Origin of the sequence: Streptomyces yokosukanensis, from assembly GCF_001514035.1 — a bacterium.
Classification (GTDB): domain Bacteria; phylum Actinomycetota; class Actinomycetes; order Streptomycetales; family Streptomycetaceae; genus Streptomyces; species Streptomyces yokosukanensis.
The window spans coordinates 97,767-111,139 of record NZ_KQ948209.1; the positions used below are offsets into that span (position 1 = coordinate 97,767).

The window sequence follows — 13,373 nt, forward strand, 5'->3', positions numbered from 1 at the left end:
CGAGATATTGCCTCCAGTGTTTGGCGCCCGCTATCTGACGCCGTGGTCCCCGAAGGGTACGGGCTGGTCCGGCTTCCTACGAAGCCGAACCGCCCAGGGCGCCCTCTGCGAGCCGGCCGGTCGGCAGGCTCAGCCCTCGCCGGTGCGGAGTCCGTCGATCAGCGGGGGTAGCCACCAGCGCAGTTCGTAGGCGCATACTGGGGGCGATGACAAAGCCTGCTGCACCGAAGCGTCATTTGCCCACCAGTCCCTTCAAAGCTCCCGTCGCCCCGGCCCCCAAGCACTTCGCTGTGGGGGACAAGGTGACACACGACGTGTACGGTCTCGGCCGGGTGATCGGCATCGAGGACGGAATCGCGGCTCTCGTGGATTTCGGCTCGGAGCAAATGCGGATCTTGAGCCCGTACGCCAAGATGACCAAGCTGTAGTACCGCTGTGCCCGGTCACGGCACGCCAGGCCCCTGCGGGGACCTGCCACGAAAGCGAGACCTCTCATCGATCTGACGTCGCTGTTCTCCGCCCTGGAAGGGCAGCCCCGCCGTGCGGCTCCAGCATCGCCGCCGCCGGCGACGAACCCCTTCCAGGCCCCGGACTTCGGGGAAGACGAAGCCTTCCTCCCCGAGGAGGTACAGGAGCCCGCCTGGGGCACGCGCGCGGCGCGACCCGAGGCGGCCTAGCTCCCACCCCCTAGCCCTTGTGGCGGTAGACGACCAGGTACGGCACGTTGCCCTCGTCGTGGGTGAAGACACCCACCCCGGCGAAGTCGGCGATCGGGCCCTGCTCCTGTGCGGGCAGGGGCTTCGGGGTGCCCGTGGCCAGGGTGAGCTGGACGGGGGCCTTGGTGCCGGTCAGGCTGCCCTTGGTGAGGGAGGTGCCGTAGGCCGTGCCGTCGTCGGTGACGGAGTCGAAGGTGAGCGGCTTGCTGTCGTCGGTCTCCTCGAAGCAGTACCCCTTCTTCGTCTGCAGGTCGAAGGCGAGGTGCCCGGAGACGAGGTAGCGGCCGTTCGGTGACAGCGCGGAGTCGGGCGCGTCGGCCGTGGCGATGAACGGCTTGGGGCACAGCACGGACGCCTGGACCTGGCCGGTCCTGTCGTCGAGCACGGCCCACACGTTGTGGTCGCCGAGGTTCTTCTGCTCCCAGCGGGCGATCAGGTGCCCGCCGCTGCCGGGCCACACCGTGCCGGTCGTGGGATCGGCCTCGGCCGGCGTGATCCGGCGGGCGTCCCAGGAACCGGGGACGCCGAACGATCCGTCCCCGTTGGCCACCACCGGGTCCCGCTCCGTCAGGGCGGCGATCTCGTTGCCGAAGGAGCAGGACGAGCAGCCGGGCGCCTTGAGCGAGTCGGTGTCGTAGGCGGTGGTGCGGCCGGTGGTCACGTCGAGGGCGACCTGGTGCTTGTCCGAGACGGGGACCAGGAGCCGTTCCCCCGCGTCCTTGACCCGCTCGGTGCCGTAGTCGCTCGCCGGGATCTCGACATGGTGGGCGGGCGCGACCGCGTCGCCCGAGCCGTCGGCGGCGTAGATGTCCACGGCGTACATCTGCTTCGCCTTGGACAGGGCGTCCCCGCCCGTCGCCCCCTCGGACCAGGTCACCAGATGGTCCTTGCCGCCGGCGGGGACGACGAGGAGGCCGGGCGCCTCGCCCTCGGACAGGTTCTTGAACGGCTTGCCCGTCCAGCGGACCTGGCCCGTCGTCGCGTCCCGGACGGTGACCCGGTAGGTGGACCCCGACTCGGTCATCGTGGCTATCGCGCCGGCCTTCGGCAGTACGGCGTACGTACCGAGCTGCTTCCCCGTCAGCTGCCAGCCTCGTGAAGTGTCGTACCCGGCGGGCACTTCGAGCTTGAGCGAGGGGGCGGGTACCGATGCCGAGGCGGGCCCGGAAGGCTTCCCGGTGCCGTCGGAGGACGTCGCCCTCCCGTCCCGCCACCGCAGGCCGCGAGCGACCCGATGGCGACGACGGCGACGGATGCCCTGACGAATGCCGGCCTCATGCACTGCCCTTCCGTTGCACGGAGGACAGTCCGCGAATCGAACAGCCATCCCCCGATGGCGTGATCTTGGAGGTAAGACTAGCGCCGGATCCGTACCGGCGCTCGTCCCCAACGAACCTTCCGCTCCCCGGACTTCGGGCTGTCCGGGAAGCGGCGGCGCGTCGGTGGGGTGGTGCGGTGGTCACGCCGTCGTCTGGGCCAGTGTCGGGTAGTCCGTGTAGCCGCGATGGTCGCCGCCGTAGAACGTGGTGGCGTCGGTGTCGTTGAGCGCGGCCTTGGTGCGCAGGCGCTCGACGAGGTCGGGGTTGGACATGAACAGCGTCCCGAACGACAGGACGTCCGCGAGGCCTTCGTCGACGAGCCGGAGGTCCGCCGGCCCGGCCGGCCGGTCGAGGGCGCTCTCGTGCGGGTTGAGCATGAACACCCCCGGCCACCGCTCCCGCAGCCGTGCGGTGAGGTCGCGGTAGCCGGGGAACTCGAACACGTGCAGATACGCCAGCTCGGGCGGCAGGCCGTCCACCAGGGTCCGGTACAGCTCGTGCAGTTCGGGTTCCACCAGGCCGAACGCCCCGCTGCCGGGCGAGATGCGCAGTGCGAGCCGCTCGGCACCGATGCGCGTGGCGACGGCGTCGACCAGTTCCAGCGGGAAGCGGACGCGTCCGGCGATGCTTCCGCCGTAGCGATCGGTGCGGCGGTTGGCGTTGCCGGAGAGGAACTGCTGGATGAGATAGCCGTACGCACCGTGCAACTCGACGCCGTCGAAGCCCGCGTCGATCGCGAGCGCCGCGGCGTCGGCGAACGCGGCGATGGTGTCCGCGATCCCCCGCGCGGTGAGGACTTGCGGTACCGGGTAGGGCCTGCGGACGGCGGGCTCGGCGCCGTTGACGCGCACCACGCCGTCGGCCGCGACCGCGGACGGGCCGAGCGGATGCAGTCCGCCGCCGAGCAGCTCGGGATGGCTGTTGCGGCCGGCGTGCATGAGCTGGGCGTAGATGACTCCGCCCGCGTCGTGCACGGCGGCCGTGACGGGACGCCACGACGCGACCTGGCGTACGTCGTGCAGGCCGGGGGTGTCGGTGTACCCCTGTCCGACCGGGTTGGGCTGGATGGCCTCGGAGACGATCAGTGCGGCGCCGGCGCGCTGCCGGTAGTACTCGGCCATGAGGGGCGTCGCGGACAGCCCCTCGCCGTAGGCGCGGCGGCGGGTCAGCGGGGCCATGGCGATGCGGTGGGGCAGGGTGAGCCGGCCGACGGTGACCGGATCGAACGCGGTGGGCAACGAAGACTCCTCTGGACTGGGCGCGTAGGTATCTCCTCGCGTCCAACAGAGTCGTTCGATTCGCGGCGGGGCGGCAGGAAGGTGCGTCGAATCGGCGATATCCGACAGGGATCTGGCCGGTGGGCGGCACACTCACGTGAGAGAGCGGGGCACGGGCCGGTGTGAAGCGGGTTCACACCGGCCCGTGCGACGTCGTACCGCTCTCAGCCGCACTGGCAGGGGCCACCCGACTGGCAGCCGCAGCCGCAGCCGGAGCCGCAGCCGCACGCGCCGATCAGCGGAAGGTTCTTCGTGTCGGCGGGCCGGTCGGTCTCGCGCTCCTGCGTGGGGTCGGGCGTGGTGCTGGGGGATTCGGCCATGGGTCCCTCCTAGACGCTGGGGCAGGGGTGCCCTCGTCCATTTCATGCCCGCTTCCCTGGGCGCATCAACGGCGCACGGAGGCGCTCACGCGTCCACGCGCCCCTGGCACCGCTCCGCGAGCCCCGTGCGCGGGACTCCCGAGGGTCCCCGCCCCTGCGGGCTCCCGCGGGTCAGGCGCCCTCGACGCCCGTCACCGGCTTGATGTCCGCCTGCAGCTCGTCGGCGTGCTCGCCCGTGACCAGGTACACGACCCGCTTGGCGACGGCCACGGCGTGGTCGGCGTAGCGCTCGTAGTAGCGGCCGAGGAGGGTGACGTCGACGGCCGTCTCGATGCCGTGCTTCCAGCGGTCGTCGATCAGGTGCTGGAACAGCGTGCGGTGCAGCTGGTCGATCTCGTCGTCGTCCTGCTCCAGCTGCATCGCGAGGTCGACGTCCTTCGTGATGATCACCTCGGCCGCCTTCGCCATGAGGCGCTGGGCGAGCTGACCCATCTCCAGGATCGTGGCGTGCAGGTCCTGCGGGACCGCGCGCTGGGGGAAGCGCAGCCGGGCCAGCTTCGCCACGTGCTGGGCGAGGTCGCCGGAGCGCTCCAGGTCGGCGGACATGCGCAGGGAGGTGACGACTATGCGGAGGTCGGTCGCCACCGGCTGCTGGCGGGCGAGCAGGGCTATCGCGCGCGCCTCCAGGTCGTGCTGGAGCTCGTCGACCTTCTGGTCCGCCTCGATCACACTTTCGGCCAGCTTGAGGTCGGAATCCAGGATGGCGGTCGTGGCGCGTCCGATCGCGGACCCGGCCAGACGAGCCATCTCCACCAGACTGTCACCGATCGAGTCAAGTTCCTCGTGGTACGCGTCCCGCATCAGGGTTTCCTCTCCTACGTGCGTGTTCTTGGGGTTTCCGGGGCTGTGACACCAAGCGGACCGCGCGCCCCGTGGCGAAAACCGGCGGTGCGAACCCCACGCTCCCACGCTGTGGCCTGTACGCGTCCGTTTCTGCCACCCCAAATGAACCACTACTGGCTCCAAGGTGAACTCTGGGCGACGAGTGTTCGAGGTCGCACCCCGACGGCTGTGGTCTTGTCGTACGCCCTGCTTAACCTGGAGGCATGGACGTGAACGCGGCGGTCGCCGCAGCGGCAGCGATCGCCGGGGTAGCCACCGGCGTCATCGCCATGCTGGCGTTCCGCTGGAGCGAACGCGACCAGAAGCGACCGACCAGGACTTCCTTGCACATCGATCCCGTACTCCCGCCCGGCGTGGACACCGTGCTGTCCGTGCTCCGCTCCTCGGCCGTCGTCCTCGACGAGGCCGACGCCGTCGTCAAGGCCAGTTCCGCCGCCTACGCCCTCGGGCTGGTGCGCGGAGGCAAGCTCGCCATCGAGCCCATGGTTCAGATGGCCCGGGACACCAGACGCGACGGCGAGATACGCCAGGTCGAGCTGGACCTGCCCCGGCGCGGCACCGGACGCGGCGAGGCCCTCGCCGTCTCCGCGCGTGTGGCCCCGCTCGGCTCCCGCCTGGTTCTGCTGCTGGTCGAGGACCTGACCGAGGCCCGCAGGATCGAGGCCGTACGACGGGACTTCGTGGCCAATGTCAGCCACGAGCTGAAGACCCCCGTCGGCGCCCTCTCCCTGCTGTCCGAGGCGGTCATGGACGCCTCGGACGACCCCGAGGCCGTACAGCGCTTCGCGGGTCGCATGCAGATCGAGGCGACCCGCCTGACCAACCTGGTCCAGGAACTGATCGACCTCTCCCGGGTGCAGAACGACGACCCGCTGGAGGACGCCGAGCCCGTCCGCGTGGACGAGCTGGTCGCCGAGGCCGTCGACCGCTGTCGCCACCAGGCCGGTACCAAGCAGATCACCATGGCCGCCGGTGGCACGGCCGATCTGCATGTCTGGGGCAACCGCGGCCAGCTGGCCGCCGCCCTCGGCAACCTGGTCGAGAACGCCGTGAACTACTCCCCGGCCCGCACCCGTGTCGGCATAGCCGCCCGGCGGATCAACGCCCCCGGCGGCGACATGATCGAACTCGCCGTCACGGACCAGGGCATCGGCATCTCCGACAAGGACAAGGAGCGCATCTTCGAGCGCTTCTACCGCGTCGACCCGGCCCGCTCGCGGGCCACCGGAGGCACCGGTCTGGGTCTCGCGATCGTCAAGCACGTGGTCGCCTCGCACGGCGGGGAGGTCACGGTCTGGAGCGCCGAAGGCCAGGGCTCCACCTTCACCCTGAGGCTGCCGGAGGCGGGCGTCGCCCGCGACCGCGCGTCGCAGCACCCCGACCCCGACCTCGACGACGAGGCCGGCGGCCCCACCGAGTCATCCCCGTACGAACCGCTTCCCGCCCCGGAGGTCCTTCCGTGACCCGAGTGCTTGTCGTCGAGGACGAGGAGTCCTTCTCCGACGCCCTGTCGTACATGCTCCGCAAGGAGGGCTTCGAGGTCGCCATCGCGGCCACGGGCCCCGACGGGCTCGACGAGTTCGAGCGCAACGGCGCCGACCTCGTCCTGCTCGACCTGATGCTGCCGGGCCTGCCCGGCACGGAGGTCTGCCGCCAGCTGCGCGGCCGCTCCAACGTCCCCGTGATCATGGTCACGGCCAAGGACAGCGAGATCGACAAGGTTGTCGGTCTGGAAATAGGAGCCGACGACTACGTCACCAAGCCCTTCTCCTCCCGCGAGCTGGTCGCCCGTATCCGGGCCGTCCTGCGCCGCCGCGGCGAGCCGGAGGAGGTCACCCCGGCCGCGCTCGAGGCCGGCCCGGTCCGCATGGACGTCGACCGCCACGTCGTGACGGTCTCCGGCTCCAAGGTCGACCTCCCGCTCAAGGAGTTCGACCTGCTGGAGATGCTCCTGCGCAACGCCGGCCGCGTGCTCACCCGTATGCAGCTGATCGACCGGGTCTGGGGCGCCGACTACGTGGGCGACACCAAGACCCTCGACGTCCACGTCAAGCGCCTGCGCGCCAAGATCGAGCCCGACCCGGGTGCCCCGCGGTACCTGGTGACGGTCCGTGGCCTGGGCTACAAGTTCGAGCCGTAAACCCGGGGCTCGTCGGGACTGCCGGACGGAAGTCCGGCCCGGCTCGCGCTCGTCCACGCCGAAGGGCGGCACCCCGTGCTGGGGCGCCGCCCTTCGGCGTGGGTGGACGCTGCTCAGTGGCCGGCGGCCGACTGCGAGGCGGAGTCGCCCGGGGTGGCGCCGGTGCTCGCGCCCTCGGTCGCGGAGGACGACGGGGTGGCCTTGCCGCCCTTGCCCTTGCCCTTGCCCGGCTTGCTGCCGGCGGACGCGCTCGCGCCCGGGGCGCCGGTGGGGGCGCTCGGGACGGACGGGATCTGGCTCGGGCCCCACTTGTCGAAGTAGCTGGTGGCCGGCACCACGAAGGCGCGCAGGCTCACGTCACCGGTCTTGCTGAAGGTGAACGTGACCTTCTGGGCGTTGCCGTCCTGGACCGACTCGCGGCCGTTGGGGATCTCGGCGGAGGCGTTGCCCTTGCCGCCGAGGATCAGCGAACCGTGCGCCGGGACGGTCAGGTTCCCGCCCTGGGCCGGGGTCAGCTTGACGGTCTCGGTGCCGCCCGGGATGGCGACGGACTGCAGGGTCTCGTCGATGTCGCCCTGGTTGAACAGGGTCACGGAGATCACCGCCGGCCCCGTCGCCTTCAGGTCGGGCTGGGTGATGACCACGGCGTTCTGGATCTTGATGTTGCCGACCGAGGTCGCCGCGTTGTCAGGCTTGACCTCCAGGGTCTGCGAGCCGTTGCCGGCGCCGCAGGCGGCGAGCGAGGCGATCGAGAAGACGATGGCGGAGGCGGCGAGGGCGCCGCGTCGAAGGCTGCTGCTCACGGCGGCGGCAACTCCTTGAACGGGCGGGCGGCTCCCCTTATAAAGCCACCCTAAGTGTCTGTCAGCGGGCTTAGGTTACCGAGCCGTTCCCGGGCCGCCGCACCCGACCCTCCCCAAGTCCCCGGCTTGCCTCCGGCTGGGGGTACCGCGAGCCGTCGTCACTCCAGCCACAGGTGACTCTCCAGTCACTTTGCCGGGCGCTCGTCCGCCATTCACATAACCGGTCGCAAAATTTCCGTGAAGGAATGCGCGACTCCCTCGATCGGCGCCCTCGATATTGATCACGCGACGCCTGCCGGGTGGCTGTTGATCAATTCCGGAATCGGTCCGGATCGGTCTCGGGTCACCGAACGGAGTAGCGGAAGTCGTACGCTTGGAAGTGGACAAAACGGGACGTTCATCCACTTGGCGACGGCTCCGGGGGTGTGTAACGTACGCGTTTCACCTCGCCCGGAGAGCCCCTCCGACCTGCGAATACCCGCTTCCGCAGGCCCCTCGCAGCACGTTCCTGTCGCAGTTGTCAAGCCCCGAGATATGCCCTGACCTGCGAAAACGCCATTCAGAAGACGCCGTATCCGTGTTACCCTGGATAGCCACGGAAGGGGTACCTGTCACATGACGTTCAAGGTTGGCGACACCGTGGTCTATCCCCATCACGGGGCCGCGCTGATCGAGGCCATCGAAACTCGCCAGATCAAAGGCGTGGACAAGACCTACTTGGTGCTGAAGGTCGCTCAGGGCGACCTGACGGTGCGTGTGCCAGCGGACAATGCTGAGTTCGTGGGTGTGCGTGATGTGGTCGGTCAGGACGGGCTGGACCGGGTCTTCGAGGTGCTGCGCGCGCCGTATGCCGAGGAGCCCACGAACTGGTCCCGTCGCTACAAGGCAAACCTGGAGAAGCTCGCCTCCGGCGATGTCATCAAGGTCGCCGAAGTCGTGCGTGACCTGTGGCGTCGCGAGCGCGAGCGCGGCCTCTCCGCAGGTGAGAAGCGCATGCTCGCCAAGGCCCGCCAGATCCTGGTGAGCGAGCTGGCTCTCGCAGAGAACACGAACGAGGACAAGGCCGAGGCCCTGCTCGACGAGGTGCTCGCCTCCTGACGCGCCACGGCGGCGAACCATCGCCCCCACCACGCTCAGCACGCTCAGCACAGTGAAATGCCGCGGTGCCCGATGACACTGATCCTGTCGCCGGGCGCTGCGGCATGTTCGTCCCCGGAAGTGATACCTCCGGCCCCGCAGCGACATCTTCGTCGCCGGAAAACCCGCACGGCTTCGGCAGCCGGAAATGAGCGCCGAAACGCCCGCCGTACACCTCAGGGAAAGCCCCCCGATACTTGATGTGCCGGGCCCGGGCAGATGGCTCGACCAGGGTCACGGAAAGGGTCCGGTCAAAGCGTCGCGCCCGGCACTCCTCCAGGCCATACCCACCTGGGTCGAGCACACAAACCTTGACAGGAACCGATGTCTGACGAATCGCGCCCTTCACCCGCGCAGACCGCCGTCGCCGCCGTGATTCCCGCCGCCGGCCGGGGCGTACGCCTCGGACCGGGCGCCCCCAAGGCGCTCCGCGCGCTGAACGGCACGCCCATGCTCATCCACGCGGTCCGCGCGCTCGCCGCGTCCCGCCATGTCTCCCTGGTGATCGTCGTCGCCCCGGCCGACGGCGCCGCCGAGGTCAAGTCCCTGCTCGACGCGCACGCCCTGCCCGAGAGGACCGACTTCCTGGTCGTGCCCGGCGGCGACACCCGCCAGGAGTCCGTCAAGCTCGGCCTGGACGCCCTTCCCCCCGAGTACGGCGTCGTCCTCGTCCACGACGCGGCCCGCCCGCTCGTCCCGGTCGACACGGTCGACGCGGTCGTCGAGGCCGTACGCGCGGGCGCGCCCGCCGTGGTCCCCGCGCTCCCGCTCGCCGACACCGTCAAGGAGGTCGAGCCCGCCGCCGAGGCCGGGGAGCCCGAGCCGGTGGTCGCCACCCCGGAGCGGGCCCGGCTGCGCGCCGTCCAGACGCCGCAGGGCTTCGACCGCACGACGCTGATCCGCGCGCACGAGACCGTCACCGACAACGTCACGGACGACGCGAGCATGGTCGAGCAGCTGGGGCTGACAGTCGTGGCCGTCCCCGGTCACGAGGAGGCCTTCAAGGTCACCCGCCCCCTCGACCTCGTCCTCGCCGAGGCGGTCCTGGCCCGCAGGAGGCTGAACGATGGCTTCTGAGACTCCCGTGGTGCTGCCCCAGGTCGGCATCGGCACCGACATCCACGCCTTCGAGGAGGGCCGCGAGCTGTGGTGCGCGGGCCTGAAGTGGGAGGGTGAGGGGCCGGGCCTGGCCGGGCACTCCGACGCGGACGTCGTCGCCCACGCGGCCTGCAACGCCCTCTTCTCCGCCGCCGGACTCGGCGACCTGGGACAGCACTTCGGCACCGGCCGCCCCGAGTGGTCCGGCGCCCCCGGGGTGACCCTCCTCGCCGAGGCGGCCCGGATCGTGCGCGACGCGGGCTTCGCCATCGGCAACGTCGCCGTCCAGGTGGTCGGCCCCCGCCCGAAGATCGGCAAGCGCCGCGACGAGGCCCAGAAGATCCTCTCCGAGGCGGCCGGCGCCCCGGTCTCCGTCTCCGGCGCGACGACCGACGGCCTCGGCTTCCCGGGCCGCGAGGAGGGGCTGATGGCGGTCGCGACGGCACTGGTGGTGCGGACGGCGGGCTGAGGGGGGTGTCGCGGACGGTGCACGCGCTCGTGGTGCGCGTGCGCCGGGAGCGTGCGAGGGTGGCCGGAGAGTCACCGCTGTCCCTGTGTCTCCGTACCCCGCGTCTCTGTGCCCCTGTGGCCCCTGTGCCCCTGTCGGCCGAGGTCCCCCGGAGGTGGTCATGTCCGTCGCCCTGCCCGACGCGCTCAAGTCCAGGCTCGACGAACCGGTGTTCATCACGGTCGGCACCGTCCAGCCCGACGGCAGCCCGCAGATGTCCCCGGTCTGGGTGAAGCGGGACGGCGACGACATCCTCTTCTCCACGACGGTCGGCCGCCAGAAGGAGCGGAACCTGCGCCGCGACCCCCGGGTGACGGTCCTCCTCCAGCCCTTCGACGCGCCGTACACGTACGCCGAGATCCGCGGCACCGCCGAGCTGACCACCGAGGGCGGCGCGGAACTCATCGACGAACTGAGTCTGAAGTACACCGGCAAGAGGTACGCCGACTTCAACCCGGCGTCGAAGGAGGACGCCCAGCGGGTCGTCGTACGGATCACGCCCCAGAAGGTCGTCGGGGGGATCTGAGCCCCGGCATTGCGGGGAAGGGCGCCAGGCACCCCCCTGCGCCCACTACCCTGGAGTGGTGACCATTCGCCTGTACGACACCAGCGCCCGGCAGATCCGTGACTTCACCCCGCTCAAGCCGGGTTGTGTCTCGATCTACCTGTGTGGCGCCACCGTGCAGGCGGCACCGCACATCGGCCACATCCGTTCGGGCCTCAACTTCGACATCATGCGCCGCTGGTTCGCCTACCGCGGCTACGAGGTGACGTTCGTCAGGAACGTCACGGACATCGACGACAAGATCATCGCCAAGGCCCATGAGCAGGGCCGGCCCTGGTGGTCGATCGGGTACGAGAACGAGCGCGCCTTCAACGAGGGCTACACCGCACTCGGGTGCCTGCCGCCGACGTACGAGCCGCGCGCGACCGGCCACATCACCGAGATGATCGAGATGATGCAGCGCCTGATCGAGCGCGGTCACGCCTACGCTGCCGACGGCAACGTCTACTTCGACGTGCGGTCCTTCCCGAAGTACCTGGAGCTGTCCCGGCAGGAGCTGGACAACCTGCTGCAGCCGTCCGGCGAGGGCGAGACCGGCAAGCGGGACCCGCGTGACTTCGCCATGTGGAAGTCCGCCAAGCCCGGCGAGCCGACCTGGCCCACGCCGTGGGGCCCCGGCCGCCCCGGCTGGCACCTGGAGTGCTCGGCGATGGCGCACAAGTACCTCGGCTCCGCCTTCGACATCCACGGCGGCGGCCTGGACCTGATCTTCCCGCACCACGAGAACGAGATCGCCCAGGCCAAGGCCTACGGCGACGACTTCGCCGGGTACTGGGTGCACAACGCCTGGGTGACCATGGCCGGCGACAAGATGTCCAAGTCGCTCGGCAACAGCGTCCTCGTGTCCGAGATGGTCAAGCGGTGGCGGCCCGTCGTCCTGCGCTACTACCTCGGCACCCCGCACTACCGCTCGATGATCGAGTACAGCGAGGAGGCACTGCGCGAGGCCGAGTCGGCGTTCGCCCGCATCGAGGGCTTCGCGCAGCGGGTCACGGAACTGGCCGGCAAGACGGTCGACCCCGCCGCCGAGGTCCCGCCCGCCTTCGCCGAGGCGATGGACGACGACCTGGGCGTCCCGCAGGCCCTCGCCGTCGTCCACACCACGGTCCGGCAGGGCAACAGCGCGCTGGCCGCCGACGACAAGGAAGCGGCCGTGGCCCGGCTCGCCGAGGTGCGGGCCATGCTCGGCGTCCTCGGCCTCGACCCGCTCGACGACCTGTGGGCGGGCGAGTCCGACCAGGGCGACGACCTGCACGGCGTGATCGACAGTCTCGTGCGCCTCGTCCTCGACCAGCGCGAGTCCGCCCGCACCCGCAAGGACTGGGCCACCGCCGACGCCATCCGCGACCAGCTCACCCAGTCCGGGCTGGTCATCGAGGACAGCCCGCAGGGCCCGCGCTGGAGCCTCGGCGCACGCTAGCCCCGGCCCGGTCGACTGCTTGATCGATTGTGCCGCCCGGCCTCTCGGGCGGCACACTGCATAAGACGTATGTACGACGCTCACGGAGACAGGTAACTCATGGCCGCGAACAACCGCCGCATGTCCGGCAAGAAGGGCGCGCAGGTCGGCAGTGGCGGCCAGCGGCGCCGGGGCCTGGAGGGCAAGGGCCCGACCCCGCCCGCCGAGATGCGCAAGGGTCACGCCAAGCAGCGCGCCGCCGCGGCCAAGACCCGCCGCGCACAGGTCCGCGCGCCGCAGCGCCGGGGCGCCGGCCGGTCGTCGTCCGAGATGGTCGTGGGCCGCAACCCCGTGGTCGAGGCGCTCCGCGAGGGCGTGCCCGCCTCCACCCTCTACGTCCAGCAGTTCATCGACAACGACGAGCGCGTCCGCGAGGCCCTGCAGCTCGCCGCCGAGCGCGGTGGCATCAACCTGATGGAGGCCCCGCGCCCCGAGCTGGACCGCATGACGAACGGCCTCAACCACCAGGGCCTGGTCCTGCAGGTCCCGCCGTACGAGTACGCGCACCCCCAGGACCTCGCCGACGCGGCCTACGACGAGGGCGCCGACCCGCTGATCGTCGCGCTGGACGGCGTCACCGACCCGCGCAACCTCGGCGCCGTCGTCCGCTCCGTCTCCGCCTTCGGCGGTCACGGTGTGGTCGTGCCCGAGCGCCGCTCGGCCGGCATGACCGCCGGTGCCTGGAAGACCTCCGCCGGTACGGCCGCCCGTACCCCGGTCGCCCGTGCCACCAACCTCACGCGCGCCCTGGAGGCCTACAAGAAGGCCGGTATCACCGTCGTCGGCCTCGCCGCCGACGGCGAGAGCGAACTCGGTGACGTCGAAGCCCTCGCGGGCCCGGTCGTCATCGTGGTCGGCAGCGAGGGCAAGGGCCTGTCCCGCCTGGTCGGCGAGACCTGCGACGTCCGCGTGCGCATCCCGATGCCGGGTGGCGCGGAGTCGCTGAACGCGGGTGTCGCGGCGGGGATCGTGCTCTACGAGGCGGCGCGCAGGCGCGGCTGAACACCCGTCCGGAACTTCACCCTTACGGGGTAATTCTGGTGCCCCTGCGGGGTTCAAGACTGCTTTGACGGGGTCCGGACACATCCGCCCCGGTCAAAGCAGTGTCCTAACTCCACGTCACTCGGT

Annotated in this window: 14 protein-coding genes; 9 read left to right on the forward strand and 5 right to left on the reverse strand. The window is 70.6% G+C overall.

Annotated features, from left to right (window positions below):
* Nucleotides 1-206: 206 nt before the first annotated feature.
* Nucleotides 207-428 (forward strand): hypothetical protein, encoded by a 222-nt coding sequence (locus AQI95_RS10280; RefSeq protein ID WP_067120645.1) that lies wholly within the window; start codon nt 207-209, stop codon nt 426-428.
* Nucleotides 429-687: 259 nt separating this feature from the next.
* On the opposite strand, the gene AQI95_RS10285 is transcribed toward AQI95_RS10280, so the two are convergent.
* From AQI95_RS10285 to phoU, 4 genes are all read right to left on the reverse strand, one after another.
* Complete coding sequence (locus AQI95_RS10285; RefSeq protein WP_159056497.1) at nt 688-1,740, reverse strand: hypothetical protein; 1,053 nt, start codon at nt 1,738-1,740, stop codon at nt 688-690.
* Between the two features lie 435 nt (nt 1,741-2,175).
* Nucleotides 2,176-3,273 carry an oxidoreductase gene (locus tag AQI95_RS10290; RefSeq protein ID WP_067120649.1) on the reverse strand — a complete coding sequence of 366 codons (1,098 nt, stop codon included), beginning with the start codon at nt 3,271-3,273 and terminating at the stop codon, nt 2,176-2,178.
* 203 nt (nt 3,274-3,476) lie between these two features.
* Nucleotides 3,477-3,632 carry a hypothetical protein gene (locus AQI95_RS47935; protein WP_167361939.1) on the reverse strand — a complete coding sequence of 52 codons (156 nt, stop codon included), beginning with the start codon at nt 3,630-3,632 and terminating at the stop codon, nt 3,477-3,479.
* A gap of 171 nt (nt 3,633-3,803) precedes the next feature.
* The gene (gene phoU, locus AQI95_RS10295; RefSeq protein ID WP_067120651.1) at nt 3,804-4,493 is read right to left on the reverse strand and encodes a phosphate signaling complex protein PhoU; all 690 of its coding nucleotides are present in this window, start codon (nt 4,491-4,493) and stop codon (nt 3,804-3,806) included.
* 245 nt (nt 4,494-4,738) lie between these two features.
* On the opposite strand from phoU, the gene phoR reads away from it, so the two are divergent.
* On the forward strand, nt 4,739-5,998 hold the full coding sequence (gene phoR, locus AQI95_RS10300; protein WP_067120653.1) for a two-component system sensor histidine kinase PhoR: 1,260 nt from the start codon (nt 4,739-4,741) through the stop codon (nt 5,996-5,998).
* 5 nt (nt 5,999-6,003) lie between these two features.
* Nucleotides 6,004-6,675: a two-component system response regulator PhoP gene (gene phoP / locus AQI95_RS10305; protein ID WP_005476807.1), complete on the forward strand. Its 672-nt coding sequence runs from the start codon at nt 6,004-6,006 to the stop codon at nt 6,673-6,675.
* A 113-nt stretch (nt 6,676-6,788) separates the two neighbouring features.
* Here the strand turns inward: phoP and AQI95_RS10310 are convergent, their stop codons facing one another.
* On the reverse strand, nt 6,789-7,478 hold the full coding sequence (locus AQI95_RS10310; RefSeq protein ID WP_067120655.1) for a copper chaperone PCu(A)C domain-containing protein: 690 nt from the start codon (nt 7,476-7,478) through the stop codon (nt 6,789-6,791).
* 615 nt (nt 7,479-8,093) lie between these two features.
* On the opposite strand from AQI95_RS10310, the gene AQI95_RS10315 reads away from it, so the two are divergent.
* The 6 genes from AQI95_RS10315 to rlmB all read left to right on the forward strand — a co-directional run bounded on the left by AQI95_RS10315 (nt 8,094) and on the right by rlmB (nt 13,247).
* Nucleotides 8,094-8,576 (forward strand): CarD family transcriptional regulator, encoded by a 483-nt coding sequence (locus AQI95_RS10315; RefSeq protein WP_003953493.1) that lies wholly within the window; start codon nt 8,094-8,096, stop codon nt 8,574-8,576.
* 363 nt (nt 8,577-8,939) lie between these two features.
* Nucleotides 8,940-9,692 (forward strand): 2-C-methyl-D-erythritol 4-phosphate cytidylyltransferase, encoded by a 753-nt coding sequence (gene ispD / locus AQI95_RS10320; RefSeq protein ID WP_067120657.1) that lies wholly within the window; start codon nt 8,940-8,942, stop codon nt 9,690-9,692.
* Entirely contained in the window at nt 9,682-10,182 is a 501-nt protein-coding gene (ispF, locus tag AQI95_RS10325) for a 2-C-methyl-D-erythritol 2,4-cyclodiphosphate synthase (protein ID WP_067120659.1), read from the forward strand. Before ispD ends, ispF begins: the two co-directional genes overlap by 11 nt.
* 160 nt (nt 10,183-10,342) lie before the next feature.
* Nucleotides 10,343-10,747, forward strand: a complete 405-nt coding sequence (locus tag AQI95_RS10330; RefSeq protein WP_067120661.1) for a PPOX class F420-dependent oxidoreductase — start codon at nt 10,343-10,345, stop codon at nt 10,745-10,747.
* Nucleotides 10,748-10,805: 58 nt separating this feature from the next.
* Nucleotides 10,806-12,206 carry a cysteine--tRNA ligase gene (gene cysS / locus AQI95_RS10335; protein WP_067120663.1) on the forward strand — a complete coding sequence of 467 codons (1,401 nt, stop codon included), beginning with the start codon at nt 10,806-10,808 and terminating at the stop codon, nt 12,204-12,206.
* A 99-nt stretch (nt 12,207-12,305) separates the two neighbouring features.
* The gene (rlmB, locus tag AQI95_RS10340; protein WP_067120665.1) at nt 12,306-13,247 is read left to right on the forward strand and encodes a 23S rRNA (guanosine(2251)-2'-O)-methyltransferase RlmB; all 942 of its coding nucleotides are present in this window, start codon (nt 12,306-12,308) and stop codon (nt 13,245-13,247) included.
* Nucleotides 13,248-13,373: the final 126 nt, after the last annotated feature.